The 26,671-nt window shown below is 75.3% G+C and carries 21 protein-coding genes; 5 read left to right on the top strand and 16 right to left on the bottom strand.

Annotation, left to right across the window (positions count from 1 at the left end; genetic code table 11):
• Positions 1-49 precede the first annotated feature (49 nt).
• Positions 50-997: a helix-turn-helix transcriptional regulator gene (locus tag HLV61_RS08805; protein ID WP_369254382.1), complete on the top strand. Its 948-nt coding sequence runs from the start codon at positions 50-52 to the stop codon at positions 995-997.
• A 1,614-nt stretch (positions 998-2,611) separates the two neighbouring features.
• On the opposite strand, the gene HLV61_RS08800 is transcribed toward HLV61_RS08805, so the two are convergent.
• Complete coding sequence (locus HLV61_RS08800) at positions 2,612-4,924, bottom strand: M28 family peptidase (protein ID WP_369254380.1); 2,313 nt, start codon at positions 4,922-4,924, stop codon at positions 2,612-2,614.
• 63 nt (positions 4,925-4,987) lie between these two features.
• Here HLV61_RS08800 and HLV61_RS08795 point away from each other — a divergent pair, with 63 nt between their 5' ends.
• Entirely contained in the window at positions 4,988-6,022 is a 1,035-nt protein-coding gene (locus HLV61_RS08795) for a molybdopterin-dependent oxidoreductase (protein WP_369254378.1), read from the top strand.
• Positions 6,023-6,039: 17 nt separating this feature from the next.
• On the opposite strand, the gene hisH is transcribed toward HLV61_RS08795, so the two are convergent.
• Genes hisH through hisD form a run of 5 tightly spaced genes read right to left on the bottom strand, consistent with a single transcriptional unit; the run spans position 6,040 to position 9,917 of the window.
• Positions 6,040-6,675 (bottom strand): imidazole glycerol phosphate synthase subunit HisH, encoded by a 636-nt coding sequence (gene hisH / locus HLV61_RS08790; protein WP_369254376.1) that lies wholly within the window; start codon positions 6,673-6,675, stop codon positions 6,040-6,042.
• 54 nt (positions 6,676-6,729) lie between these two features.
• Positions 6,730-6,906 carry a hypothetical protein gene (locus tag HLV61_RS08785; RefSeq protein ID WP_369254374.1) on the bottom strand — a complete coding sequence of 59 codons (177 nt, stop codon included), beginning with the start codon at positions 6,904-6,906 and terminating at the stop codon, positions 6,730-6,732.
• A gap of 4 nt (positions 6,907-6,910) precedes the next feature.
• On the bottom strand, positions 6,911-7,507 hold the full coding sequence (gene hisB / locus HLV61_RS08780) for an imidazoleglycerol-phosphate dehydratase HisB (RefSeq protein WP_369254372.1): 597 nt from the start codon (positions 7,505-7,507) through the stop codon (positions 6,911-6,913).
• Positions 7,508-7,512: 5 nt separating this feature from the next.
• Positions 7,513-8,616 (bottom strand): histidinol-phosphate transaminase, encoded by a 1,104-nt coding sequence (locus tag HLV61_RS08775; RefSeq protein WP_369254370.1) that lies wholly within the window; start codon positions 8,614-8,616, stop codon positions 7,513-7,515.
• The gene (gene hisD / locus HLV61_RS08770; protein ID WP_369254368.1) at positions 8,613-9,917 is read right to left on the bottom strand and encodes a histidinol dehydrogenase; all 1,305 of its coding nucleotides are present in this window, start codon (positions 9,915-9,917) and stop codon (positions 8,613-8,615) included. Before hisD ends, HLV61_RS08775 begins: the two co-directional genes overlap by 4 nt.
• A gap of 116 nt (positions 9,918-10,033) precedes the next feature.
• Between hisD and HLV61_RS08765 the strand changes: the two genes are divergently transcribed.
• Positions 10,034-10,879, top strand: a complete 846-nt coding sequence (locus HLV61_RS08765; RefSeq protein ID WP_369254366.1) for an LON peptidase substrate-binding domain-containing protein — start codon at positions 10,034-10,036, stop codon at positions 10,877-10,879.
• A 1-nt stretch (position 10,880) separates the two neighbouring features.
• Here HLV61_RS08765 and HLV61_RS08760 read toward each other — a convergent pair whose 3' ends face one another.
• The 6 genes from HLV61_RS08760 to lspA form a co-directional block, all read right to left on the bottom strand.
• Positions 10,881-11,555 carry a DUF2567 domain-containing protein gene (locus HLV61_RS08760; protein ID WP_369254364.1) on the bottom strand — a complete coding sequence of 225 codons (675 nt, stop codon included), beginning with the start codon at positions 11,553-11,555 and terminating at the stop codon, positions 10,881-10,883.
• Between the two features lie 35 nt (positions 11,556-11,590).
• Positions 11,591-15,151: a DNA polymerase III subunit alpha gene (gene dnaE / locus HLV61_RS08755; protein ID WP_369254362.1), complete on the bottom strand. Its 3,561-nt coding sequence runs from the start codon at positions 15,149-15,151 to the stop codon at positions 11,591-11,593.
• Between the two features lie 216 nt (positions 15,152-15,367).
• Entirely contained in the window at positions 15,368-15,820 is a 453-nt protein-coding gene (locus HLV61_RS08750; RefSeq protein ID WP_369254360.1) for a GNAT family N-acetyltransferase, read from the bottom strand.
• Positions 15,817-16,638, bottom strand: coding sequence for a CPBP family intramembrane glutamic endopeptidase (locus HLV61_RS08745; RefSeq protein WP_369254358.1), 822 nt, complete (start codon positions 16,636-16,638; stop codon positions 15,817-15,819). The genes HLV61_RS08750 and HLV61_RS08745 overlap by 4 nt, the downstream gene beginning before the upstream one ends.
• 29 nt (positions 16,639-16,667) lie before the next feature.
• Positions 16,668-17,603, bottom strand: a complete 936-nt coding sequence (locus HLV61_RS08740) for an RluA family pseudouridine synthase (protein WP_369254356.1) — start codon at positions 17,601-17,603, stop codon at positions 16,668-16,670.
• Positions 17,604-17,629: 26 nt separating this feature from the next.
• Entirely contained in the window at positions 17,630-18,358 is a 729-nt protein-coding gene (gene lspA / locus HLV61_RS08735; protein ID WP_369254354.1) for a signal peptidase II, read from the bottom strand.
• A gap of 104 nt (positions 18,359-18,462) precedes the next feature.
• Here lspA and mqo point away from each other — a divergent pair, with 104 nt between their 5' ends.
• On the top strand, positions 18,463-19,956 hold the full coding sequence (mqo, locus tag HLV61_RS08730; protein WP_369254352.1) for a malate dehydrogenase (quinone): 1,494 nt from the start codon (positions 18,463-18,465) through the stop codon (positions 19,954-19,956).
• A 14-nt stretch (positions 19,957-19,970) separates the two neighbouring features.
• Here the strand turns inward: mqo and HLV61_RS08725 are convergent, their stop codons facing one another.
• The gene (locus tag HLV61_RS08725; RefSeq protein WP_369254350.1) at positions 19,971-21,482 is read right to left on the bottom strand and encodes a potassium/proton antiporter; all 1,512 of its coding nucleotides are present in this window, start codon (positions 21,480-21,482) and stop codon (positions 19,971-19,973) included.
• 95 nt (positions 21,483-21,577) lie between these two features.
• Between HLV61_RS08725 and ileS the strand changes: the two genes are divergently transcribed.
• Positions 21,578-24,736 carry an isoleucine--tRNA ligase gene (gene ileS / locus HLV61_RS08720; protein WP_369254348.1) on the top strand — a complete coding sequence of 1,053 codons (3,159 nt, stop codon included), beginning with the start codon at positions 21,578-21,580 and terminating at the stop codon, positions 24,734-24,736.
• A gap of 19 nt (positions 24,737-24,755) precedes the next feature.
• Here ileS and HLV61_RS08715 read toward each other — a convergent pair whose 3' ends face one another.
• The 3 genes from HLV61_RS08715 to HLV61_RS08705 all read right to left on the bottom strand — a co-directional run bounded on the left by HLV61_RS08715 (position 24,756) and on the right by HLV61_RS08705 (position 26,628).
• Positions 24,756-25,424 (bottom strand): hypothetical protein, encoded by a 669-nt coding sequence (locus HLV61_RS08715; protein WP_369254346.1) that lies wholly within the window; start codon positions 25,422-25,424, stop codon positions 24,756-24,758.
• 111 nt (positions 25,425-25,535) lie between these two features.
• Entirely contained in the window at positions 25,536-26,270 is a 735-nt protein-coding gene (locus HLV61_RS08710; protein WP_369254344.1) for a DivIVA domain-containing protein, read from the bottom strand.
• A 61-nt stretch (positions 26,271-26,331) separates the two neighbouring features.
• A complete protein-coding gene (locus tag HLV61_RS08705; protein WP_369254342.1) occupies positions 26,332-26,628 on the bottom strand; it encodes a YggT family protein in 297 nt (98 codons plus the stop codon).
• Positions 26,629-26,671 lie beyond the last annotated feature (43 nt).

Here is a 26,671-nt window from a genome sequence, read left to right as displayed (position 1 = left end):
CGCTGGAAGTGCTCACCTCCTGAGCACTTTCTCCGGCATCCTCAGCCCCGTGCGCGCCGACCGGCTGGTGGCCCTCCTCCTGCTGCTGCAGACCCGCGGCCGGGTCACCGCTGCGGAGGCCGCGGGCGAGCTGGAGGTCTCGGTGGCCACGGCCCGGCGGGACCTGGAGGCCCTGTCGGCCGCGGGCGTGCCCGTGTACCCCCAGGCGGGTCGCGGCGGCGGGTGGCAGCTCGTCGGTGGCGCGCGGACCGACCTGACCGGGCTGTCCGCGCCGGAGGCCCGGGCGCTGTTCCTGCTGCTGGGTCCCGCGTCCTCGGCCGGGCCCGACGCGCGGGGCGCGCTGCGCAAGCTGCTGCGGGCGCTGCCGGGGACCTTCCGCGCGGACGCCGTGGCCGCGGCGGAGGCGGTCGTGGTGGACCCGGCGGGCTGGGGAGAGCGGGTGCGCGAGCGGCCGGAGGTGGCGCTGCTGCTCGACGCCGTCGTCGCCCGGCAGGTGGTGGAGTTCGACTACGCGGGCCGCGGGGGTCCGCCGGGCCGGCGGCGAGTGGAGCCGTGGGGGCTCGTGGACAAGGACGGCACCTGGTACCTCGTCGCGGGGACGCCCGCCGGGCGGCGCACGTTCCGCCTGGACCGCATGGGAGCGCCCGCGGCGACCGGGCAGGTCTTCCAGCGGCCGGCCGACCTCGACCTGCCCGGGGTGTGGGACGAGGTGGTCGGTGCGATGGAGCGCTCGCGGTCGCTGGTGTCGGCGACGGTGCGCGCTCCGGCGCGGCTGGTGCCGGTGCTGCGCGACCGGTTCGGCCGGCACTGCGCGGTGGAGGACGGCCCGGACGACGACGGGCGCGTGCGGCTGCGGGTGGCCGCGCACACGGCACGGTCGGCCGCCGAGCAGCTGGCCGGCCTCGGCGGTGCGGTGGAGGTGCTCGACGCCCCGGCCGTCCGCGCCGGGCTGGCGGCCCTGGGCGCGGAGCTGGTCGCCCGCCACGGCTCCGCCTGAGTCCGCCGCAGGCACCGTCCACCAGATGGGGCAGTCGGCCGCACTCGGTGGGTCGGTGCCCGCGACCTCGTGCAGGTGTGCGCCGGTCCGCACGAGCGGCTCGTCGACCGTCCGCGGCGGGTCGGTGGCGCGGGTGACGCCCGAGGGCGTGGTCACCTCGGGCCGTCCGCCGGGGAGCATCCGGAAGCGCCAAGCCGCGGGCGTGGGTCTCGAGCCGGTGGTGCCGGCGGCACAGGCAGCAGAGGTCGTCGCAGCTCGTGGCGCCGCGTGGGCAGGGGACGCAGCGGTCGAGGTCGGTGCGGCCCACCCGGCGGGTGCGGTGCGGATGACGGCACCGGCGGTCGTGGATCGCCGTGGACCGCCGCTGACCCGCGCGCGGGCGGTGGTGCGGGGTGTCGGGGGGACGCCGGAGGCCGGTGCCGCGGGCGGCCCGCGCAGGCGCCCGCCGGGTGCCCCCGGCGACCAGGTCCCCGGCCGCGTCGTGGACGGCGACCTCGAGCGTCCCGCCGTCGGGGCGCCGGAGGCCCAGCGCGTCGGCCTCGGCCAGCAGCGACCGGCACTGCGCCGCGGTGACCGCGTGCCGGTCCACCTCGGCCGGCTCGTCCCCGCCGCCCAGCGTGGACGGCTGGGCGTGCACGACGAGCGAGACGCCCACCGCCGGGCGCCGCTCCCAGGGCCTCCCAGGGCCACCCAGGGCCACCCAGGGCCACAGCACGAGGTCGCGAGGACCTCGGCGCGCAACTGCCCGATCGGCCGCTCGTCGCCGGCGTCGCGCAGCCGGCGCGCCAGGCGTCGATGACGGTGCCGCACGCGGCGGCCTCGGGGAGCGGCAGGGCCTCCACGAGCCGGCCCGTGCCGTCCTCCGTCGCCCACCAGCGGACGTCGGCGGCGGCACGGGCCCGCTGGTGGCGCCGCTCGCGCGCCGCGGGGTCGAGCCGGTCGATCCGCCGGCGGAGTGAGTCGCGCAGCCGGGCGGGTGTCGGACCGCCCGCCCGCGGCAGGACGTCGGCCTCCACGCGGGCGGCGAGGTCCGCGTCCAGCGGTTCCGACAGGTCGACGACGGCATCGGCCTGCGCCTCGTCGATCCCACCGCGGCGCAGCGCGTCGAGGTCGCCGGGAAGCGGGTGGTCAGCGCCAGCGACGTCCGGATCAGCCGTCCGGCCCGGCGTTCCCCGTAGGGGTGCACGAGGGCGAGCCCGCACGGCAGCCACTCGCCGTCCAGGACCTCGGGACGGCGGGCTCCTGCCCGGCAGGACGCTGGGCGGCAGCAGCCCGACCAGCTCGGCGCGGTCGGCGACCAGGGCGGCGGCGCGGCGCTCCCCCCGCTGGAGCAGCCGCACGAGCCACCGGTCGGGCAGCGCCGCCCGCGCGGGACTGCCCGGTGGGCACGCGGCGGCCATGGACTCGTCGGTGGACGGCAGCGCGTCCAGGGCCGCGAACAGCTCGTCCCGGGACACCGGTGTGCCGTCGTCGGCGAAGCAGCCGAGGAGTCGCAACCACCCCGTCGGCCGAGACCTCCGCACGCTCGAACACGTGGACGAGACGAGTCGATCGTGACGTCGCACACCAGCCGAGATCCCGGGTCAGGCGGCTGTCCACAGATCTGCCGAGGGGCTAGCCGAGGTCCGTCGTCGCCCCCACCACCACGAGGTCGGAGCTGTGCGTGCCGGCCGCGTCCACCCCGGCGGGGCGCGACTCGAAGCCGGGCAGCCCGGTCAGCCCGTCGCTGCCGTCCACCACCCGCAGCGACAGCGGCCCGCCGCCGTCCACGGTGAACGTCGCCTCGAGGCCCCCCGCCGGCGGCGCGTGGAAGGGGATCCACAGCCGGTCCTCCCCCAGCGCGTCGGCGGGCACCTCGCGCGCCGCCACGCGGGCCGCGGTGACCGCGCCCCCGGGAGCACCCAGGTCCAGCACCACCAGCCGGACGTCACGCTGCGGCGTGACCCGTACGGTGACCGTCCGCTGCCCGCCGGAGGACCGGTCGTCGACCACCTCCACCGTCGGCGCGGGCAGGCCGGCGACCTCCGCGGGACCGGCCGCCACCGCCCGCCCGGCCAGGTAGGGGTAGTCGTGCGGCAGCGTCCGCGGGGTGCCGACGTAGCGCGCGGTGTACTCCCCCGGCTGCTCCTCGGTGCTGGCCCACCACGCCTCGCCGGTGTCGGCCTCGAGCGCGTACACGAGCTGGCTGGGCACCGGGTGCTGCTGGTCGAAGCGGTCCACCGCCAGCCCGACCGCCGTCAGCAGCACCACCAGCACGACGGCCACGCCCGGCACCGCGAGCGCCCGCACCCGCGCGGGCCCGGACGGGAACAGTCCCTCGAGCGCCGGCAGCAGGACGAGGGTCAGCAGGGTCGCCACCGCCGCCGGCGCCGCCCCGCCGGCCAGCCCCAGCGCCGGGAAGAACAGCGCCACGGTCGGCGCAAGGACGACGACCGCCACCGCCCCCGCGCCCAGCGCCCCGAGCACCCGCACCGGCCGCGGCAGCAGTCCCCCGAGCACGCCCGCCAGCGCCGGCAGCGCGGCGAGGTAGGACCCGCCGGGCGCCAGCGCCGCGAGCACCACCGCCAGGGCGGCGAGCAGCGCCAGCCCTCCGGTGCGCAGCGCGGGCGCGCCCAGCCGGCGGCGCAGCAGCGCGTACCAGGCGAGCACCACGAGGACGACCAGCGCGACCGCCGCCAGCCGGAACCAGCCCGGCCGCCACGGGTCGATCATCGAGGCGTACGCCGGACGGACCAGCACCAGCAGCCGCCACAGCCCGACCACGGCCAGCGGGGCGAGCACCAGGGGCACCAGCGCGGCGAGCGTCCCGAGCAGCGTCCGCGGCAGCGGGGTCCCGCGGCGCCGGTCCACGACCGCCAGCACGACGACGCCGAACACCGCCAGACCCGCCAGCGGCCACACCAGCCACCCGGGGTAGCGCACCAGCCCGGTCGGCAGCGGGAAGTACGTGGCGTCGCCGTCGCCGGGGCGGGCGAGGTCGGTCAGGTCGGCGTCGCCCAGTTCCCGGGTGAGCGCCAGCGTGTTGTCACCGAGCGCCTGCAGGGTGCCCCGGTCCAGCCGCGAGGGCGTGTCCTGCGGGGTGTGGTAGGCCGCGTTGCCGTCGATGAAGGCGGTGTTCAGGCCGGTGAAGCCGTCGGCGAGCAGGACGCTGAAGTCGGTGTCGTTGGGCAACGTCCGGTAGACCTCGACGGCGAAGCTCGTGGCCACCGGGTGCGGCGCCGCGGCGGCGTAGCGCGCGGCCAGCCCCTCGTTGCCCAGCGACGTCTCGAAGGTGATCGGCGGCCCGGTGGTGCCGCGGGCCTCGAGGTTGAGCACCACGCCGCCCTCGCCGGCCAGCGGGTGGCTCTCGGCGAACGCCTCCGCGCCGCACAGGCACGCCTCCTCGGCGTCGGTCAGCACCACGACGACGTCGTTGCGCAGCGGCTCGCCCTCGGTCAGCGCCCGCACGGTCTCCAGGAGCGTGGCCACGCCGGCGGCGTCGTCGCCGGCGCCCGGCCCGGTCTCCACCGAGTCCGAGTGCGCCGTCAGGAACAGCCGCCCGGTGCTGGCGGTGCCCGGCAGCACCGCGACGACGTTCCGCACCCGCGCCATCTCCGCCGCGCCCGGCCCGGACTGCCAGGTGCCGACGGCGTTCTGCACGCGGGTGTCCAGCCCCAGCCCGCCGAGCGTGGCGACCAGGCCGTCGACGACGCGGTCGTGCGCCGGGCTGCCGGTGACGTGCACCTCCGCGGCGATCTCCTCGACGTGCACGAACGCCCGCTCCGCGCTGAACGACGCCGCGGGCGCGTCCGCCGCGGCCGGTGCCGGCGGGTCCAGCGTCAGCACGCTCCACGCCGTCAGCCCGGCCAGGAGCAGCAGGACGACCAGCGACCCGAGCAGGCCGCCGCGGCTCTCGGGTGCGGGGGCGGGCGGGCGCGACGCGGGCAACGGTCCTCCTCGACCTGGTGCGGGACCGCGTCACCCTAGGTGCGCGGAGGGGACACTCCGGGGATGCCCGCCGTCGCGCTGCCCCGTCGTGCCGGGCGGCGGACCAACCTCGGCCTGCTCGCGCTCCTGCTGATCGCGGGGGTGTCGGGGGTGCTGGCCTTCGGCGTCGGGACCCCGCTGCCCTCCCGCGTGGTGGCCGCCGTGCACGGGGCCGCCGGTCTCGGGCTGCTGCTGCTCGTCCCGTGGAAGGCCGTCGTCGTGCGGCGCTCGCGGCGGCGCACCCGGGGTCGCCGCGACCCCACGGCCGCGTGGGCCCTCGTCGTCCTGCTGGGGCTGACCGTCGTCACCGGCGTGCTGCACAGCGTCGCCGGCACCACGGTGGCCGGGGTCGGCGTGCTGCAGGTGCACGTGGCCGCCGCCGTCGGCACCGCCGTGCTCGTGGGAGTGCACGCCGTCGGCAGCCGGCAGCGTCCCCGGCGCACCGACGCCTCCCGCCGCGCCCTGCTGCGGACCGGCGGGCTGGCCGTCGGCGCGGCGGCGCTCTGGGGTGCGGTGGAGGGCGGCCTGCGGCTCACCGGGGCGCCCGGCGCGCGACGGCGCGGCACCGGCTCGCACGAGCGCGGCAGCGGCGACCCGGCCGCCATGCCCGTCACCCAGTGGTTCACCGACACGGTGCCCGACGGCGACGACGGCGGGCTCGAGCTGGTCGCGGGCGGCCGCACGTCACGGCTGCGGCGGCGCGACCTCGACCGCGGCGACACCGTGCGGGCCGTCCTCGACTGCACCGGCGGCTGGTTCGCCGTCCAGGAGTGGCGCGGCGTGCGGCTCGACCGGCTGCTGGCCGGGCTCGACCTGCCCGGGGACGGCAGCGTCGACGTCGTCAGCGTCACCGGCTACCGGCGGCGGCTGCCGCTGGCCGACGCCGGGTCGCTGCTGCTGGCCACCCACTGCGCGGGCCGGCCGCTGTCGGCCGGGCACGGGGCGCCGGTGCGGCTGGTCGCGCCGGGCCGCCGCGGCTACTGGTGGGTCAAGTGGGTGCGCCGGGTGGAGGTCGTCGACGCGCCGTGGTGGCTGCAGCCGCCCGTCCCCCTCCAGTAGTCAGAGCGTCCCGAGAGTCAGAGCGTCCCGAGCCAGTTGGTGAGCAGCTGGGCGCCGGCGTCGCCGCTCTTCTCCGGGTGGAACTGCGTCGCCGACAGCGCGCCGTTCTCGACGCCGGCCACGAACCGGTCACCGTGCTCGGCCCAGGTCACCTTCGGCGGGGCCAGGGGGCCGGGCCGGCCGTCCTGGCCGAGGGGGAACTCCCGGACGCCGTAGGAGTGCACGAAGTAGAAGCGCTCGTCGGCCAGGCCGTCGAAGAGCACCGTGTCCTGCGGCGCGGCGACGGTGTTCCAGCCCATGTGCGGGAGCACCGGTGCCTCCAGCTGCTCGACCGTCCCGGGCCACTCGCCGCACCCCTCGGCGTCCTGGCCGTGCTCGACCCCCCGCTCGAAGAGCACCTGCATGCCCACGCAGATGCCCAGCACCGGGCGGCCGCCGGCCAGGCGGCGGCCGATGGTGCGCGGGCCGTCGACGGCGCGCAGCTCCTGCATGCAGTGGGCGAAGGCGCCCACGCCGGGGACGACGAGCCCGTCGGCGTCGAGCGCGGCCTGCCGGTCGGCGGTGACCGTCACGTCGGCCCCCACGCGGGTCAGTGCCCGCTCGGCGGAGCGCAGGTTGCCCGACCCGTAGTCGAGGACGACCACCTTCTTCACGGCTGCCACGGTACCGAGCAGCGTCGCGCGGCCCGGCCGTTGTTCCCGCGCCGCTCAGACCAGCCGCAGGATGCCCGACGCCGTCGCGAGCAGGGCCGCCACCAGCAGGATCACCGCGAACAGGACCTGCGGACCGGTGCGGCCCGCGGTGTCGTGGTCGGCCCTCCAGATGCTCCACGCCCCGCCGAGGAGGAACCCGCCGAGGATCATCAGGCCGACGCCGAAGTCCATGCGGTTACAGCGCGCCCTTGGTGGAGGGGACGTCGGCCACCCGCGGGTCGATCGCGACGGCCGTGCGCAGCGCCCGCGCGAGCGCCTTGAACTGGCCCTCGACGATGTGGTGGGCGTCGCGGCCGGCGTAGAGCACCCGCACGTGCAGCGTGATCCGCGCGTTGAAGGCGAAGGACTCCAGCACGTGCTTGGTCAGCGACGTCGGGTAGTCCGGCCCGATCATCGGCGTCATCGTCTCGGGCTCGGCGTGCACGAAGTACGGCCGGCCGGAGAGGTCGACGGCGGCCTGCACGAGCACCTCGTCCATGGGGATCGTGGCGTCGCCGTAGCGGGTGATGCCCCTCTTGTCCCCCAGCGCCTCGGCGAAGGCCTGGCCCAGCGCGATCGCGACGTCCTCGACGGTGTGGTGGGCGTCGATGTGCAGGTCGCCGTCGGCGCGGACGGTGAGGTCGATGCCGCTGTGCTTGGACAGCGCGGTGAGCATGTGGTCGTAGAAGCCGACGCCGGTGCTGATCGAGCTCTTCCCGGTGCCGTCGAGGTCGAGCTCGACGACCAGCTTGGTCTCGCTGGTGGCGCGCTCCACGCGGGCGGTACGACTCATGGGTCTCAGTCTCCCAGGCGGTGGTCGGGGGCGACCTCACCCAGCGCGGTGAGGAAGGCGTCGGTCTCCTCGGCCGTGCCGGCGGTGACCCGCAGCCAGCCGGGGATGCCGACGTCGCGGACGAGGACGTCGTGCTCGAGCAGTGCCGTCCAGGCGGCCGAGGCGTCGGCGAACCGGCCGAACAGGACGAAGTTGGCGTCGCTGGGCACGCTGGTCAGCCCGAGCGAGGGCAGCGTGGCGACGATCCGGTCGCGCTGCTCCTTGACCGCGTCGACGGTGGCCAGCAGCGCCTCGGTGTGCGCCAGCGCGGCACGGGCGGCGGCCTGCGTCAGCGAGGACAGGTGGTAGGGCAGCCGGACCAGCTGCAGCGCGTCGACGACGGCGGGGTCGGCGGCCAGGTAGCCGAGGCGCAGGCCCGCCATGCCGAAGGCCTTGCTCATCGTGCGGCTGACCAGCAGCCGCGGCCGGCCCGGCAGCAGGGTCAGCGCCGACGGCGTCCCGGCGCGCGCGAACTCGGCGTAGGCCTCGTCGACGACGAGCACGCCCTCGGTGGCGTCGTACAGCTCGGTGACCGTGTCCAGCGCGACGGCGGTGCCGGTGGGGTTGTTCGGGCTGGTCACGAAGACGACGTCCGGGCGGACCTCGCGCACCTGCGCGACGGCGGCGGCGGGGTCGAGGGTGAAGTCCGCGCGCCGGTGCCCGTCGACCCACGCCGTCCCGGTGCCGGCCGAGATGATCGGGTGCATCGAGTACGACGGCGTGAAACCCAGCGCCGTCCGCCCGGCGCCGCCGAAGGCCTGCAGGACCTGCTGCAGGACCTCGTTGGAGCCGTTGGCCGCCCACACCTGCGCCGGCTCGATCGGCTCGCCGCCGCGCGACAGGTAGGTCGCGAGGTCGGTGCGCAGCGCGACGGCGTCGCGGTCGGGGTACCGGTTGAGCTCCAGCGCCGCGTGCCCCAGCGCCTCGCCGAGGGTGGCCAGCAGCTCGGCGGGGAGCGGGTGCGGGTTCTCGTTGGTGTTGAGCCGGTGGGCGACCTGCAGCTGCGGGGCGCCGTAGGGCGTGCGGCCACGCAGCTCCGGGCGCAGCGGGAGCTCGTCGAGGGGTGTCACTGCTGCTGCCGGAGCCGGACGGCGGCCGCGTGCGCGGGCAGGTCCTCGGCGTGCGCCAGGGCGTCCACGTGCCCGGCCACCTCGGCGAGGGCCTGCTCGTCGTACTCGACCACGTGGATGCCGCGCAGGAACGTCTGCACCGACAGGCCGGAGGAGTGCCGCGCGCAGCCCCCGGTGGGCAGCACGTGGTTGGAGCCGGCGATGTAGTCGCCCAGCGACACCGGCGACCAGGCGCCCACGAACACCGCGCCGGCGTTGCGCACCCGCATCGCCACCTCGCGGGCGTCCCGGGTCTGGACCTCCAGGTGCTCGGCGGCGTAGGCGTCGACCACCGCGAGGCCGGCGTCGACGTCGTCGACCAGGACGACCCCCGACTGGCTGCCGTCGAGCGCGGTGAGGATGCGGTCGGAGTGCTTGGTGGCCGCGACCTGCGCCGGCACGAGGCCGAGGACGGCGTCGGCGAGCTCCTCGCTGGTGGTCACCAGCACCGCACCGGCCAGCGGGTCGTGCTCGGCCTGGCTGATCAGGTCGGCGGCGACGTGCACCGGGTCGGCGGTGTCGTCGGCGAGGATGGCGACCTCGGTCGGGCCGGCCTCGGAGTCGATGCCGATCAGCCCGCGCAGCAGCCGCTTGGCGGCGGTGACGTAGACGTTGCCCGGGCCGGTGACCAGGTCGACCGGTTCGCAGGAGCCCGCGCCGTACCCGAAGACGGCGATCGCCTGCGCCCCGCCGACGGCGTGGACCTCGTCGACGCCGAGCAGCGCGCACGCGGCCAGCACGCCGGGGTCGGGCAGGCCGCCGTGGTCGCGCTGCGGCGGGGAGGCGACGGCGATCGACCGCACGCCGGCGATCTGCGCCGGGACGACGTTCATGACCACGCTGGACAGCAGCGGGGCGAGGCCGCCGGGCACGTAGAGCCCGACGCGGCGCACCGGCAGCCAGCGCTCGGTGACCGTGCCGCCGCGGACGACCTGGGTGGTGACGTCGCTGCGCGCCTGGTCGGCGTGCACCCGGCGCACCCGGGCGATCGACTCCTCGAGCGCGGCGCGCACGGCGGGGTCGAGGCCGTCGAGCGCGGCCCGGATGGCCTCGGCCGGGACGGCGAAGTCCTCGGCGTCGACGCCGTCGAGGCGGGCGGTGATCTCCCGGACTGCCTGGGCGCCGCGGACGCGCACGTCCTCGCACAGCGGGCGGACGGTGGCCAGGACCGAGTCGATGTCGGTGGCGGCGCGCGGCAGCAGGCCGGCCAGGTCGCGGACCCCCGGCAGCACGGAACCGCGCAGGTCGATGCGGGCGAGCACGGGCGGGCCTCCGGGGACGACGAACGGGGGGACGGCGACCCCCGAGGGTAGTCGGGGCGCCGCGGCGGCCTGCCGCCAGCGCCCGGCCCCGCGCCCGCCCCTCTAGTCTCGGCTGCGTGGGCGACCTCATCCCGCTCTTCCCGCTCGGGTCGCCGCTGTTCCCCGGGGTCGTGCTGCCGCTGCAGGTCTTCGAGCCCCGCTACCGGGTGCTGGTGCAGGACCTGCTGGCCCTGCCCGAGGACGGCGACCGGCGGTTCTTCGGGGTGGTCGCGATCCGCCAGGGCTGGGAGGTCGAGCGGGTCGCCCCCGCCGAGGCCCTCTACGACGTCGGCTGCACCGCGCGCGTGCAGGTGGTCCGGCCGCAGCCGGACGGCGGGTTCCGGATCGTCACCGTGGGCGGGGACCGGTTCCGGCTGCTCGACGTCGTGGTCGGGGACGCGCCCGGGGAGGACGCCGGGAGCGCCCCGCCCTACCTGCGCGCCGAGGTGGAGTGGCTGGCCGAGGAGGAGGCCGCCGAGGAGGCGGCCGGCGACCAGGAGCAGGTCCTCGGCGGAGCGCCCGCCGCCGGTGTGGACGAGGGCATGGTCGCCGAGGCGGCCCGCGGGTCGCTCGGCCTGCTCGAGCGTGGGGTGGGCCGGCTGTTCACCCGCTACGTCACCGCCGTCGCGGGCCTGCAGACCGGCCGCGAGGAGACCGCGGTGGCGGGCGAGGCGGAGGAGTTGAGCGGCGCGGCGGCACTGCTCGACGCGGTGGCCGGGGACCCGCGCGCGCTGTCCTACCTGGTGGCCTCGGCCGCGCTGCTGACCACCGAGGACCGGCAGGCGCTGCTGGCCGAGTCGGCCACCCGCCGCCGGCTCGTGACCGAGACGCGGATGCTGCGCCGCGAGCTGACCCTGCTGGAGACGGTGGGGGCGGTCCCGGCGCCGCTGCAGCAGTTCGCCGGGCCGCTGAGCCTCAACTAGGTCAGGCCGGGTCGCAGCGGCCCAGGTCGTCGGCGTCGGCGAAGAGCGCCGCGACCACGTAGACCAGCAGCGCGGTGAACGGCGCCACCGCCAGCGCCGGGAGGCTGGAGAGGTCCAGGCCGGTGGTCACGCGGGCGCCCACGTCGCCGAGCTGGGCCGCGGTGGGCCCGGGTGCGAGCAGCTCCCCCAGCTGCCAGGCCAGGACGGCGGCCAGCGCCGTGCCGAGCGCGGTGGCCACGACGGTGGCCACCCCGCGCCGGCGGCGCATCGCCCAGGCGACGCCGCCGGCGAGCAGGCCCAGGCCGGCGAGGACGAGGACGAGGACCGAGTCGTCGGCGACCAGCAGCTCGGCGGACGGGGTGCCCACCGGCACCGCCCCGCCCTCGACGACCTCGAACCGGGCGCGCGGGGCCAGCCACACCCACAGCAGGCCGGCCGGGATCCCGGTGACGGCGAGGACGAGCGCCCACACCGCGGCCCCGCGCAGGTCCCGCCGCACCTCGGCGAGGACCGCGCCGGCGACCGGCGTCACCGGCACCGCGGCGGCGCCGGTGACGTCGGACGCGGTGACGTCGGACGCGGTGCCGTCGGACGCGGTGCCGGCGGATGCGGTGTTCGTCAGCACCGCGCCGGGTGGGGCGTACGGCCCGTCGGGGAGCGGGGAGGGACTGCTCACGGACCCCAGTGAACCCCGCCTCCCCGGGTCGTCGCTCACAGGAGGGCGACGCTCGTGGGTCCCAGCAGCGCCTTGATGTCCCCCATGAGCGCGGTGCTCGGCCGCACGCGGAGGCCCTGGTCGAGCCGCAGCACGGTCTCCCGGCCGTTGTTCACCAGCTTCAGGTGCACCTCGGTGGTGCCCGGGTGGCTGCCCAGGACCTCGCGCAGCCGCTCGACCACCGGCGGGGTGCAGCGGGCCGCCGCCATCTGCACCAGCACCGGGCCGCGCGGCCCCTCGGTGAGCTCGGGGACGGTGACCTCCGACCCGAACAGCGAGGGCTGGTCGTCGCGGCGGCTGATCCGGCCCTTGACCACGACGATCTGGTCGCGGACGACCTTCTCCGAGACCTCCGCCCACGTCTTCGGGAAGAACAGCACCTCGATGCCGGACTCGAGGTCCTCCAGCGTCGCGATGGCCCACGGCGCGCCCTGCTTGTTGGTGCGCGGGGAGACCGCCGTGAGGATGCCGGCGATCGTGACGTTCGCGCCGTCCTCGACACCGCCGGCGTTGATCTCGGCGATCGGGGTGTCGGCGTTCGACGCCAGCACGTGCTCGACGCCGTGCAGCGGGTGGTCGGAGACGTAGAGGCCGAGCATGTCGCGCTCGAAGACCAGCCGCTCGGACTTCGACCAGTCCGCCGTCGGGACGACGATGTCCAGCGCGCCGCCGAACGGGTCGTCGTCGCCGGCGTCGGCACCGAAGCTGCCGAAGAGGTCGAACTGCCCCTCGGCCTCCTTGCGCTTGAGCGCCATCGCGGAGTCGACGGCCTGGGCGTGCACGGCCGCGATGCCCTGCCGCGAGTGGCCCATCGAGTCGAACGCGCCGGCCTTGGCGAGGGACTCGATGACCTTCTTGTTGCAGGCGACGGTGTCGATCTTGCGCATGAAGTCGGCGAAGTCCTTGAACGCACCCTTCTCCTCGCGCGCCCGCACGATCGAGTCGACGACGTTGTGCCCGACGTTGCGCACCGAGGCCAGGCCGAAGCGGATGTCGGTGCCGACGGCGGTGAAGTCCCACGAGGACTCGTTGACGTCGGGCGGCAGCACCTTGATGCCCATCCGCCGGCACTCGGCCAGGTAGACCGGGCGGCGGTCCTTGTCGTCGCCGACGCTGGTGAGCAGGCCGGCCATGTACTCGGCCGGGTAGTTCGCCTTGAGGTACGCCGTCCAGTACGAGACCAGCCCGTAGGCGGCCGAGTGGGCCTTGTTGAAGGCGTAGTCGGCGAACGGGACGAGGATGTCCCACAGCGTCTTGATCGCGGCGTCGGAGTAGCCGCGCTCCTTCATGCCGCCCTCGAAGCCGACGAACTCCGCGTCGAGGACCGACTTCTTCTTCTTGCCCATGGCGCGGCGCAGCAGGTCGGCCTTGCCGAGTGAGTACCCGGCGACCTTCTGCGCGATCGCCATGACCTGCTCCTGGTACACGATCAGGCCGTAGGTGCCGCCGAGGATCTCCTCGAGCGGCTCGGCCAGCTCGGGGTGGATCGGCGTGATCTCCTGCTGGCCGTTCTTGCGCAGCGCGTAGTTCGTGTGCGAGTTCGCACCCATCGGGCCGGGCCGGTAGAGCGCGCCGACGGCGGAGATGTCCTCGAAGTTGTCCGGCCGCATGAGCCGCAGCAGCGAGCGCATCGGCCCGCCGTCGAACTGGAAGACGCCGAGGGTGTCACCGCGGGCCAGCAGCGCGTAGGTGGCCGGGTCGGTGAGGTCCTTGCTGATCTCGTCGAGGTCGATCGGCTCCTTGCCGTTCGCGACGATGTTGCGCAGCGCGTCGTCGATGACCGTGAGGTTGCGCAGCCCCAGGAAGTCCATCTTCAGCAGGCCGAGCGTCTCGCAGGTCGGGTAGTCGAACTGCGTGATGACCGCGCCGTCGGCCTCGCGCCGCATGATCGGGATCGAGTCGATCAGCGGGTAACGGCCGATGATGACGCCGGCGGCGTGCACGCCCCACTGCCGCTTCAGCCCCTCGAGCTTGCGCGCCTGGTCGACCACCTCGGCCGCGCCCGGGTCGGACTCGTAGCGGGCCCGGAACTCCGCGGCCTCCTTGTAGCGCGGGTGCGCCGGGTCGAAGACCCCCGACAGCGGGATGCCCTTGCCCATCACGTCCGGGGGCATGAGCTTGGTCAGCTCGTCGCCCACCGAGTAGGGCCGGTCGAGCACCCGGGCGGCGTCCTTGATCGCGGCCTTGGCCTTGATGGTGCCGTAGGTGACGATCTGGCTGACCCGCTCCTCGCCGTACTTCTGCGAGACGTACTGGATGACCTCGCCGCGGCGGCGGTCGTCGAAGTCGATGTCGACGTCGGGCATGGAGACGCGCTCGGGGTTGAGGAACCGCTCGAAGATCAGCCCGTGCGCCAGCGGGTCGAGGTCGGTGATGCCCATGGCGTAGGCGGCCAGCGAGCCGGCGGCCGACCCACGGCCGGGCCCCACCCGGATGCCGTTGTCCTTGGCCCAGTTGATGAAGTCGGCGACCACGAGGAAGTACCCCGGGAAGCCCATCTGCGTGATGATCCCGACCTCGTAGTCGGCCTGCTTGCGCACGTGGTCGGGGATGCCGTTCGGCCACCGCTTGTGCAGGCCGCGCTCGACCTCCTTGACGAACCAGGAGGTCTCGTCCTCCCCCGGCGGCAGGGGGAAGCGCGGCATGAGGTCGGCGCCCTCGGTGAAGGTCACCTCGCACTGCTCGGCGACCAGCAGCGTGTTGTCGCAGGCCTGCGCCAGGTCGCCGGGGAACAGCGCCCGCATCTCCGCGGCGCTCTTCAGGTAGTAGCCGTCGCCGTTGAACTTGAAGCGGTTGGTCTCGTTGAGCCGCGCCCCGGTCTGGATGCACAGCAGGGCGTCGTGGGCCTCGGCGTCCTCCTTGTGCGTGTAGTGCAGGTCGTTGGTGGCCAGCAGCGGGATCCCGAGGTCCTTCGCGATCTCCAGCAGCGCGGGGCGGGTCTTCTGCTCGATGGACAGGCCGTGGTCCATGAGCTCGGCGTAGAAGTTCTCCTTGCCGAAGATGTCCTGGAAGTCGGCCGCGGCCTGCCGGGCGCGGTCGACCTTGCCCGCGCGCAGCCACATGTTGACCTCGCCGGACGGGCAGCCCGTCGTCGCGACGAGGCCCTTGCCGTACCGCTCGAGCAGGTCGCGGTCGAAGCGCGGCTTGCGGTACTGCCCCTCGAGGCTGGCCAGCGAGGAGATGCGGAAGAGGTTGTGCATCCCCTCGGTGGTGCGGGCCAGCAGGGTCATGTGGGTGTAGGCGGCCTTGCCCCGGTTGGACCCGCCGTCCCCCTCCTCGTCGATCAGCTTGTCGCCGAAGTCGAACGGGGCACGGTCGAAGCGGGAGCCGGGCGTGTAGTAGCCCTCCATGCCGATGATCGGCTTCACGCCGGCGTTCGTGGCCTGCTTGTAGAAGTCGTAGGCGCCGAACACGTTGCCGTGGTCGGTCATCGCCAGCGCCGGCATGCCCTGCTCGGCGGCGGCCTTCGTGACCTCGGGGAGCTTCGCCGCCCCGTCGAGCATCGAGTACTCGGTGTGGACGTGCAGGTGCACGAACGAGTCGGACGGGCTGCTCACGGCGGTGCGGTGCTCCTCACGGGTCGTGCTGGCCCGGCCGTCGGGTGCTCCGGCGGGCGACCGGCGGGGAAGACCGGGTGGTGCGGTGCGGGCTCGGGGAGGTCCTCCGGCCGGGCGACCGACGCGGTCCGGGCCGGTCCCTGCGATCCTCGCACCGGGGACGTCCTACGCCGAGGGTCTGACAGGACGTGTCTTCCGTCCGGGAGGAGGCGCCGGTCACGTCCGCAGGGCGCCGTGGCCCAGGAGTAGTCGCATCGTGACGTGCACGATCCCCGCCTCCTCGTACTCGCCGCCGACGGCGGTGTAGCCGGCCCGCTCGTAGAAGCCGCGGGCGGTGACCTGCGCGTGCAGCTCCACCTGGGTCAGCCCCCGGGCCAGGGCCTGCCGGTGCAGCTCGTCGAGCACCGCCGCCCCGTGACCGCGGCCGCGGACGCCGGCCTCGACGGCCATGCGCCCGATCACCGCCCGCCCCTCGCGCTCGAGGAGGCGGCCGGTGGCCACGACCCGGCCGGTGGCGTCCCTGCTGACGGCGTGGACGGCCGTGGCGTCGGCGGCGTCCTGCTCGACCTCCGGCGGCACGCCCTGCTCCTCGACGAAGACCCGGGTGCGCACCGCGACCACCTCCGGCCAGTCGGCGGCGGTGGCCACGGCGGCCGTCACGGCGCTCACGCGAGCGCTCCGCCGGGTGCGCGCGGGGCGGGCAGCACCTCCGGCAGCGCCGAGGACGGGACCAGCAGGAACCGCAGGTCGACGGCTGCGTGCAGCAGAACCGGCAGCAGCAGCGACCCCGTCTCCAGGTACAGCGCGGCGAACACCCCGCCCAGGACGCCGGTGAGCACGATCCCCGACGGGCCCTGGTAGGCGTGCGCCAGCCCGAAGGCCACGGCCCCGACGAGGACGAGCGCCACGTCGGGCAGGCCGCCGGCGACCGCGGCCACCACGGCCAGGAAGAAGCCGCGGTAGAGCCACTCCTCGCAGACCCCCGCGGTCACCCCCACCACGGTGAACAGCCGCCGCTCCGAGCGGCTGCGCGGCAGCAGCGCCAGCGTGGCGTGCACCGGGGGCTCGGCGTGCCGCCCCTGGGGAGGCGGGGACGAGCCCGGCCGCGGCTGCGGGACCGCCCGGGCGAGCGCGCCGCCGCGCAGCGCGCGGACCGACGCCAGCGCGAGGACCAGGACCAGCACCGCGGCGACGCCGGCCACCGGCCCCGGCGGCCCGGTGGGCCAGGCCAGCCCGACGGCGGCGGCGTCGACGTCGGTGGCGGCCAGCCAGATGACCAGCGCCAGCAGCGCCAGCCCCCACTCGAGGACCAGCAGCCGCAGGTAGAAGGAGCGGCGCGCGTTGGGGTCCGACCGCAGCCGGCCCTCGAACCGGCGGTGCAGCACGTGCCCGGCCAGCGGCTCGCCGAGGACGAGGTACACCCCGACGACGACGGCCGAGAGCGCGGCGGGGCCGTAGTCGGCGAGGGAGGCGGGCAGGCCGGTCACGGGCTGCCCTCAGGGCTGCGGGCGCACGGTCAGGACTCGGCGCGCAGGATCGCCAGCGCCCCGGCGAGGTCGTCCGGGTAGTCGCTGGTGAACTCGACCCGGCGACCGTCGGCGGGGTGGGCGAAGCCGAGCCGGACCGCGTGCAGCCACTGCCGGGACACCCCGAGGCGGGCGGCCAGCGTCGGGTCGGCGCCGTAGGTCGCGTCGCCGACGCAGGGGTGGCGCAGCGCGGAGAAGTGCACCCGGATCTGGTGCGTGCGGCCGGTCTCGAGGCGGACGTCGACCAGGCTGGCCGCCGCGAAGGCCTCCACGACCTCGTAGTGGGTGACCGACGGCCGCCCGCCCGAGACGACGGCGAACCGCCAGTCGTGCCGCGGGTGCCGGTCGATCGGGGCGTCGATGGTGCCGCGCGAGGGGTCGGGGTGGCCCTGCACCAGCGCGGAGTAGCCCTTGTCGACGGTCCGCTCCTTGAACGCCGCCTTGAGCACGGTGTAGGCCCGCTCGCTCTTCGCCACGACCATCAGCCCCGTCGTCGCGGCGTCCAGGCGGTGCACCACGCCCTGCCGCTCCGCGGCACCGGAGGTGGAGATGCGGTAGCCGGCCGCGGTCAGGCCGCCGACGACGGTCGGGCCGTCCCAGCCGGGGCTCGGGTGCGCGGCGACGCCCACCGGCTTGTCCACGACCACCACGTCGTCGTCGTCGTGGACGACGGTGAGGCCGGGCACCGGCTCCGGCGGCGGGGCCTCGACCGGGGGCGGGGGCAGCTCGACCTCCAGCCAGCTGCCGCCGCTGAGCCGGTCGCCCTTGCCGCGCACCCGCCCGTCGACCCAGACCCTGTCGGTGTCGGCGAGCTGGGCGGCGACCGCGCGGGAGAGGCCGAACAGCCGCGTCAGCGCCTGGTCGACCCGCTGGCCCTCGAGGCCGTCGGGCACCGGCAGGGCGCGGTGCAGGCCGGGAGCGCTCACGCCCCCATCGTGACAGGTGGGGCCGGTCAGCCGCGGGACACCGTGTCGTCGCCGCGGTCGCGGGCGCGGCTGCCGTCGAACTCGATGCCCCGCAGCGCGAGGACGGCCCCGAGCAGCCCGCCGCAGACGATGGCCGAGTCGGCCACGTTGAAGATCGGGTAGACCTCGCCGTTCGGCGCGAACACCGACACGAAGTCGACGACGCCGCCGCGCAGGAAGCCGGGGTCGCGGAACACCCGGTCGACGAGGTTGCCCACGGCACCACCGAGCACCAGGCCCAGCGCGACCGCCCAGGCGGTGGAGGACAGCCGCCGCGCCGTGCGGACGATGACCACCACCACGACGACGGCGATCAGCGTGAAGACGACGGTGAAGCCCTCGGCGAAGGAGAACGCCGCGCCGGTGTTGCGCGCGTGCGTGAGGTAGAGCAGGCCACCGAGCAGCCGGACGTTCTCGCCCCGGTCGACGGTGGCGACGACGAGCAGCTTGCTGCCCAGGTCGGCGAGGAAGACCAGCGCCGCGAGCAGGACCAGCAGCCGGGTCCGCGGCCGGCGGACCGGTGCCGCGGCGGCCCCGGCCCCGTCGTCTGCGGCGTCCTCGGGCTGCTCGCTCAGCGGGGGCTCCTCGTGCTCACGGTCGTCTCGGGGCGGCCTCGGGTCGGGCGGCCGACGAGCCGACGATAACCTCGGCCGCCGTGCCCTCCGGGCCGCCGCGCGGCCGCGCGGCCGGGCGGCACCGTCCCGACGGTGGGGCACGTCACGCACCGGTAGACGAATGTCACACCCTGCCGGGGGCGTGTTCGGCCGCCGGTCGGCCGATCGTCGGAGTTGGCGCACGTCCACCCGGCAGGAAGGCAGTCGTGTCCACCGACCCCGGTTCAGCAACCGACCCCGATGTGGTGCTCGTCGGCGGGGGCATCATGAGCGCGACGCTGGCGTCGCTGCTGGGTGTCCTCGCGCCGGAGTGGAGCATCACCGTCTTCGAGTCCGCGACCGAGGTCGCCGGCGAGAGCTCGGACGCGTGGAACAACGCCGGCACCGGGCACGCGGCGCTGTGCGAGCTCAACTACACCCCCGGCGGGCCGGACGGCCGAGTCGACACGACCAAGGCCCGCACCATCAACGAGCAGTTCCAGGTCTCGCGCCAGTTCTGGTCGCACCTGGTGCGCACCGGCCTGACCGGCTCGCCCAAGGAGTTCATCTCCCCCGTCCCGCACGTCAGCTTCGTCACCGGCGAGGGCGGGCGCACCTACATGCACGCCCGCCACGCGGCGCTGTCGGCCGAGCCGCTGTTCGCCGGGCTGGAGTACACCGACGACCCCGCCGAGCTGGCGCAGTGGGTGCCGCTGGTCATGGACGGCCGCGACCCGGCGCAGGTCGTGGCCGCGACCCGCTCGGTCGCCGGCACCGACGTCAACTTCGGCACCCTGACCCGGCTGCTGCTCGAGCAGGGCGCCGAGCGCGGCGTGCAGGTGCACACCGGCCAGCGGGTCACCGGCTTGGAGAAGCTGGACGACGGGCGCTGGAAGGTCACCGTCACCGACAAGCGGACCGGTGAGGAGCGCTCGGTGCGCACCCGGTTCGTCTTCGTCGGCGCCGGCGGCGGGGCGCTGCCGCTGCTGCAGCGGGCGGCGATCCCCGAGATCCGCGGATTCGGCGGCTTCCCGGTCAGCGGGCTGTTCCTGCGCACCCGCTCGCCGGAGCTGGTCAGCCGGCACCAGGCGAAGGTCTACGGGCAGGCCGCCGTCGGCGCGCCGCCCATGTCGGTGCCGCACCTGGACCTGCGCCTGGTCGACGGCGAGTACTCGCTCCTGTTCGGCCCCTACGCCGGGTTCTCGCCGAAGTTCCTCAAGGCCGGCTCGGTGTTCGACCTGCCGCTGTCGGTCAAGCCCAACAACCTCGGCTCGATGCTGGGCGTGGCCCGCACCGAGATGGCGCTGACCAAGTACCTGGTCACCGAGCTCCTGCAGAACCGCAAGGCCCGCCACCGCACGCTGGTCGAGTTCGTGCCGCTCGCCGAGCAGGCCGACTGGGAGATGATCACCGCCGGGCAGCGGGTGCAGGTCATCAAGCAGGACCCGCGGTCGGGCAAGGGCGTGCTGCAGTTCGGCACCGAGCTCATCGTCGGCTCCGACGGCTCGATCGCCGGCCTGCTCGGCGCCTCCCCCGGCGCCTCGACGGCGGTCTCGGCGATGCTCACGCTCGTCGAGCGGGCGTTCCCCGACCGGGTCGCGGCCCGGCGCTCCGCGCTCGAGGAGGCCATCCCCTCCTACGGCCGCGACCTCTCCTCCGACCCGGCCCTGCTGGCCGCCGTCCGGGCGGAGACGATGCAGACCCTCGAGCTCAACGGCTGAGCCCCGGGGGCCTGTCAGTCGCGGCCGGTGGCGGCGCCCTCCTCGCCGCGCCAGGTGGCCAGCCGGCCGGCGCGGCTGACCGCCCGGAGCCGGCGCTCGGCCTCCCGGCGGGACCGTCGCGCCGAGACCAGCAGTGCCTGGTCCCCGCGCATGAGCCGGGTGCCGGCGTCCGGGACGAACGAGCGGCCGTCACGGACGATGAGCACCACCGCGGCGTCCTCGGGCAGCCGCAGCTCGGGCAGGTACACCCCGTGCAGCCGGGAGCCCTCGGGCACCGTCAGCTGCATCATCTCGGCGTCCAACTCCTCCAGCGGCGCCGCCTCGACCTGCACGTCGCGGGGGGTCACCGGGGTGGCGATCCGCAGGCGCCGGGCCACCCAGGGCAGCGACCAGCCCTGCACGATCGTGAAGACGACGACCAGCACGAACACCGTGTCGAAGACCGTCGCCGCGCCGGGGACCTCCGCGGTCAGCGGGATGATGGCCGCCACGATCGGCACCGCCCCGCGCAGGCCCGCCCAGGAGATGAACGCCTGCTGGGCCCACGGGAAGCGGAACCACACCAGGCTGGCGGCCACCGACAGGGGCCGGGCGAGCAGCAGCAGCGCGCCGCCCACGACGAGCGCGGGCCCGACGGCCTCGGGCAGCCGGCCCGGGGACACGAGGAGACCGAGCAGGACGAACAGGCCGATCTGGGCCAGTGACGCCATGCCCTCGGCGAACCCGATGCTGGCCGCCCGGTGCGGCAGCGTGGCGTTGCCCAGCACCAGCCCGCACAGGTAGACCGCGACGAAGCCGGAGGTGTGCGCCAGCGACGCCGACGAGTACGCGAGCACGCAGAGCGCCAGCGTCGCGAGCGGGTAGAACCCGGCCACGGGGAGCGCCACCCGGCGCAACAGGGCGACACCGCCGAAGCCGATCGCGACCCCGATGACGGCGCCCCCGACGAGCTCGACGACCACCACCAGGGCGACCAGCCACCACGCCTGCGTCACCGCCCCGGTGAGCGACTCGGCCAGTGCGGTCACCAGCAGGATGACCGGGGCGTCGTTGAGGCCGCTCTCGGCCTCCAGGGAGGCGGCCACCCGGCGCGGGAGGGGCAGCCGCCGCAGGGTGGCGAAGACGGCGGCGGCGTCGGTCGAGCTGATGACCGCGGCCAGCAGGAGGGCGAAGCCCCAGTCGAAGCCCAGCACCCAGACGCCGACGGCCGCGGTCGCGCCCACGCTGACCGCGACGCCGACGGTGGACAGCGCGACCCCGGGGCCGATCGCCCGGCGGACGTCGCCCCACCTCGTCGTGAGACCGCCCTCGGCGAGGATGACGAGGAGGGCGGCGTACCCCAGCGTGTGCGTGAGCCGGTAGTCCTCGAACTGGATGCCGAGGCCGCTCTCCCCCAGCGCCACGCCGAGCGCCAGGTACAGCAGCAGGCTGGGCAGGCCGAGCCGGTCGGCCAGGCGCAGGGCGATCGCGGCGACGAGCACGACCAGCGCGCCGACGGCGAGGGCCACGGTGACCGTGGTGTTCACCGCCGCACGCCCATGGTGATCAGTCTCCCGTACGCCGTGGCGGGCCCGGTGCGCCTGCACGCGAAGGCGCTCGACGGCTCGGGGACAATGGGACCGTGAGTTCTCCGTTCCGTGCGCTGCCGCCCCAGGTCGACCTGCCCGCGCTCGAGCAGGACGTGCTGCGGCGCTGGGAGGAGGCCGACGTCTTCGCGCGGTCCCTGGAGGCCTCGCAGGGCCGGCCGCAGTGGGTCTTCTACGAGGGTCCGCCCACCGCCAACGGCCGCCCGGGCACCCACCACATCGAGGCGCGCGCCTTCAAGGACGTCTTCCCGCGGTTCAAGACGATGCAGGGCTGGCACGTGCCGCGCCGCGCCGGCTGGGACTGCCACGGCCTCCCGGTCGAGATCGCCGTCGAGCAGGAGCTCGGCTTCGCCGGCAAGCCCGACATCGAGCGCTACGGCATCGCCGAGTTCAACGCCCGCTGCCGCGAGTCGGTCATGCGGCACGTCGGCTCCTTCAGCGACCTCACCCGCCGCATGGGCTACTGGGTCGACATGTCCACCGCCTACTGGACGATGGACCCCGCCTACGTCGAGAGCGTCTGGTGGTCGCTCAAGACGGTCTTCGACAAGGGCCTGCTCGTCGAGGACCACCGCGTGGCCCCCTACTGCCCGCGCTGCGGCACCGGCCTGTCCGACCACGAGGTCGCCCAGGGGTACGAGTCGATCACCGACCCCTCGGTGTACGTCCGGCTGCCGGTCACCGACGGCGAGTGGGCAGGGAAGGCCGACCTGCTGGTCTGGACGACGACGCCGTGGACGCTGCCGTCCAACACCGCCGTCGCGGTCAACCCGGAGGTGACCTACCTGGTCGCCCGCCGCGGCGAGGACACCCTCGTCGTCGCCGAGCCCCTGCTCGGCACGGTCTTCGGCGGCGACCTCGACGACGTCGAGGTGCTCGCGCGCACCACCGGTCGCGACTGGGAGCGCACGCACTACCGGCGCCCCTTCGAGCTGGTCGACTTCCCCGAGGGGGAGGACACCCACTACGTCGTCCTCGCCGACTACGTCACCACCGACGACGGCACCGGCCTGGTCCACCAGTCCCCCGCCTTCGGCGCCGACGACCTCGCCGTCTGCCGCGCCTACGGCCTGCCCGTCGTCAACCCGATCGACGCCTCCGGCCACTTCCTGCCCGAGGTGCCGCTGGTGGGCGGGCGGTTCTTCAAGGCCGCCGACGACGAGCTCGTCGTCGACCTGCAGAACCGCGGGGTGCTGTGGCGCGAGCAGCGCTACGAGCACAGCTATCCGCACTGCTGGCGCTGCCACACGCCGCTCATGTACTACGCGCAGCCGTCCTGGTACATCCGCACCAGCGCGATCAAGGACCAGCTGCTCGCCGAGAACGAGAAGACGTCCTGGCACCCGGAGACCATCCAGTGGGGGCGCTACGGCGACTGGCTGAACAACAACGTCGACTGGGCGCTCTCGCGGGACCGCTACTGGGGCACGCCGCTGCCGATCTGGCGCAACGACGCCGACCCGCAGCGGATGGTCGTCGTCGGGTCGCTGGCCGAGCTCTCCGAGCTGACGGGGCAGGACCTCGCCGACCTCGACCCGCACCGGCCCTTCATCGACGAGGTGACCTTCACCCGTGCCGGCGAGGAGGGCACCTACCGGCGGGTGCCGCAGGTCATCGACGCCTGGTACGACTCGGGGTCGATGCCCTTCGCCCAGTGGGGCGCCCCGCACCGCAACCAGGAGCAGTTCGAGGCCGCCTACCCCGCGCAGTTCATCTGCGAGGCCATCGACCAGACCCGCGGCTGGTTCTACTCGCTCATGGCCGTGGGCACGCTGGTGTTCGGCCGGAGCTCCTACGAGGACGTGCTGTGCCTCGGCCACATCCTCGCCGAGGACGGCCGCAAGATGAGCAAGCACCTGGGCAACATCCTCGAGCCGATCCCGCTGATGGACCGGCACGGCGCCGACGCCGTCCGCTGGTTCATGCTCGCCGGCGGCTCACCGTGGTCGGCGCGGCGGGTGGGCCACGAGACGCTGTCCGAGGTGGTCCGCAAGGTCCTGCTGACCTACTGGAACACCGCCAGCTTCCTCAGCCTCTACGCCGAGACCAACGGCTGGGACCCCGTGGGCGACCGGGAGGGCGACCGGGTGCCGCCGCGCGCCGAGCGGCCGCTGCTGGACCGCTGGGCGCTGGCGCAGCTGGCCGCGGTCACCGAGGGCGTCACCGACGCGCTGGAGGCCTTCGACACCCAGGGCGCCGGCCGGCTGCTCGCGCAGTTCGTCGACGACCTGTCCAACTGGTACGTCCGCCGCTCGCGCCGGCGCTTCTGGGACGGCGACCCCTCGGCGCTGGGCACGCTGCACGAGGTGCTCGACGGCCTGACCCGGCTCATGGCCCCGTTCACGCCGTTCGTCACCGAGGAGGTGTGGTCGCGGGTGGTCCGCCCGGGGCTGGGCGCCGACGCGCCGGACTCGGTGCACCTCGCCTCCTGGCCGGCGGTCGACGCCGGCGCCCGCGACCCGCAGCTGGTGGCCCAGGTCGACCTGGTGCGCCGGCTGGTGGAGCTGGGCCGCGCGGCCCGCACCTCGGCGAAGGTGCGCACCCGGCAGCCGCTGGCGCGGGCGCTGGTCGCCGCGCCGGGCTGGGCGTCGATGGGCCGCGACCTGGTGGCCGAGGTCGCCGAGGAGCTGAACGTGGCCGAGCTGGCCGAGCTCGCCGCGGTGGGCGGCGACCTGGTCGACGTCAGCGTGAAGGTCGACTTCCGCGCCGTCGGGCGGCGGCTGGGCAAGCAGGTCCAGGCGGTGGCCAGGGCGGTCGCCGCGGCCGACCCCGCCGCGCTGGTGGCCGCCTACCGGGCGGGGACGGCGTCGGTCGACGTCGACGGGCAGGCCGTGCCGCTCGAGGACGGCGACCTGGTGGTCACCGAGACGCCGCGCGAGGGCTGGACGGTGGCCAGCGCCGGCGGGCTCACCGTGGCGCTGGACCTCACGCTGACCCCGGAGCTGGAGCGCGCCGGGCTGGTCCGCGAGGCGGTGCGGCTGGTCCAGGAGGCCCGCAAGAACGCGGGTCTGGCGGTCAGCGACCGGATCGCCCTGTGGTGGACCGCCGAGGGCCCGATGGCCGAGGCGCTCACCGGAGCCGGCGACCAGCTGGCCGGCGAGGTGCTGGCGACCGCCGTGCACGCCGGCGCCGCCGGCGAGGGTCCGGGCGTCGAGGGGCCCGCCGGCTCACGGTTCTGGCTCGCCCGCGCCTGAGCCTCCGGAGGGGCCCTCCTCAGCGGCGCCGGGCGGCCCGGCGGGCGCGCTCGGCGCCGGCCAGGAACCGGTCGGGGCCGCAGCGTCCGCACGGGGTGAACCCGTCGGTGCGCGCCTCCTTCACCGGCAGCGGGAACGTCGGCCGGCCGGCCAGCCACGGGCAGCCGGCCAGGTGGTAGCGGGGGTGCTCGTCGACGACGAGCACCTCGTCGGTCAGGTCCACGACCATCAGCAGGTCGGTGAACTCGACGTCCTCCTCCGGCGGGTCGGCGGGGCCCGCGGGGGCGCTGTTGTCCCGAGCGGCCGCCGTCGGCCGGGCCGCGGTGACCGGCGCCGGGGGCTCCGGGGATTGCGGGTCCTCCCCGGTCGCCGGCTCGTCGGGTGCCGCCGGCGCCACCGGCACCGCCGCGGGGATCGCCGTCGCGGGAGTCTCGGCGGTGCTCGCGGTCCCCGCCGACGCGCCGGCCGCCGGACGGCCGACGGACCGCGCCGGCGGGGGGACGGACTCCGGCCGGCCGGCCGGGACGCCGGTCCCGGCCGGCGTGCGCAGCCGGGCGACCAGCAGCAGCACCGCGGCCAGCGCGCAGGCGACGACGCAGGCCCAGTACCAGACGGTGACGGCGGTCAGGACGCCGGCGACGAACAGCCCGAGGCCGGCGAGCACGAGGAGACCGGCGGCGACGACCACTGCGCGACTGTAGCGGCGGCTCCACCGGCTCCACCGGCGCCCCGGCCCCGGCCGGCCCCGGACGCGACAGGACCCCCGGACGCGGAGTCCGGGGGTCCTGTCGGCAGGCGGTTACGCCGTGGCGTGCTGCGTCTGCCGGCTGGCCGACGACGGCTCGGCCGAGCCGCGGGCGTCGAGGTCGCGCAGGTGCGACTCGAGGTAGGACCGGAAACGGGTCCGGTACTCGCGCTCGAAGGTGCGCAGCTCCTCGATCTTCCGCTCGAGGCTGGCCCGCTTCTCCTCGAGGCCACCCATGACCTCGGCGTGCCGGCGCTCGGCGTCCTGGTCGAGGGCCGCGGCCTTGGCGCGGGCCTCGCGCTCCATCGTGTCGGCGCGGGTGCGCGCGTCGTTGAGCATCGAGTCGGCGCGGGTGCGGGCCTCGTTGACCATCTGCTCGCTCTTGGCGCGGGACTCGGCGATCATCCGGTCGCTGCTGGTCTTGGCGCTGGAGACCATCTGGTCGGCCTGCGACTTGGCCTCGTTGACGTAGCGGTCGGCGGTCTCGGAGGCCAGCGCCAGCATCCGGGAGGCGCGCGCGGTGTCGTCCTCGCGGGCGGCCGGCGGCGGCGGGGCGGGCGCCGGAGCCGGCGCGGGGGTCGGCTCGGGGGCGACGGGCTGGGCGGCGACCCGGCCGGTGCTGGACCCCGCGCGCAGCTCGTTGTTCTCCTCGATCAGCCGGGCGAGCTCGGCCTCCACCACGTCGAGGAACGCGTCGACCTCGTCCTCGTCGTAGCCACGCTTACCGATCGGCGGCTTCTTGAAGACGACGTTGTGCACGTCGGCTGGCGTGAGTGGCAAGGGGCTCACCTCGGGTCGGACGGCGGGTACGGGATCTGTCGGGTCGCGCGCCGGTGCGCGCGCACGGCGGTCACGCGGTGAGGGCGAGACCGGACGTGATGCTCCGCAGGATGTAGACGGCGATCAGGAGCACCATAAACGCGAGGTCCAGACGGATGGACCCCAGGTTGAGGGGCGGGATCACCTTCCGGATCGCCTTGAGCGGCGGATCGGTGGTCGCGTACACGACCTCCAGGCCCGCGGCGACGAGGCCGGACGGGCGCCAACTGCGCGCCAGCACCATCACCCAGTCCACGACGAAGCGCGCGAACAGGAGGATGAGGAAGACGAGCAGGATCGATGACACGACCTGCCAGAAGATGCCCACTGTCCTCGCTCGTCCCGGGGCACCCAGCGGTGCCGACTCTGCC

This window comes from Geodermatophilus amargosae, from assembly GCF_041028265.1.
GTDB lineage: Bacteria > Actinomycetota > Actinomycetes > Mycobacteriales > Geodermatophilaceae > Geodermatophilus > Geodermatophilus amargosae_A.
Note: the sequence above shows the minus strand (reverse complement) of the source record. Positions and strands in the feature narration are given on the sequence as shown.

Bases quoted from the DNA above. Each gene is read 5' to 3' on its own strand.
- HLV61_RS08795 (WP_369254378.1), top strand. From the start codon at position 4,988: ATGCCCGCCGTCGCGCTGCCCCGTCGTGCCGGGCGGCGGACCAACCTC.
- HLV61_RS08785 (WP_369254374.1), bottom strand. From the start codon at position 6,906: ATGGACTTCGGCGTCGGCCTGATGATCCTCGGCGGGTTCCTCCTCGGC.
- hisB (WP_369254372.1), bottom strand. From the start codon at position 7,507: ATGAGTCGTACCGCCCGCGTGGAGCGCGCCACCAGCGAGACCAAGCTG.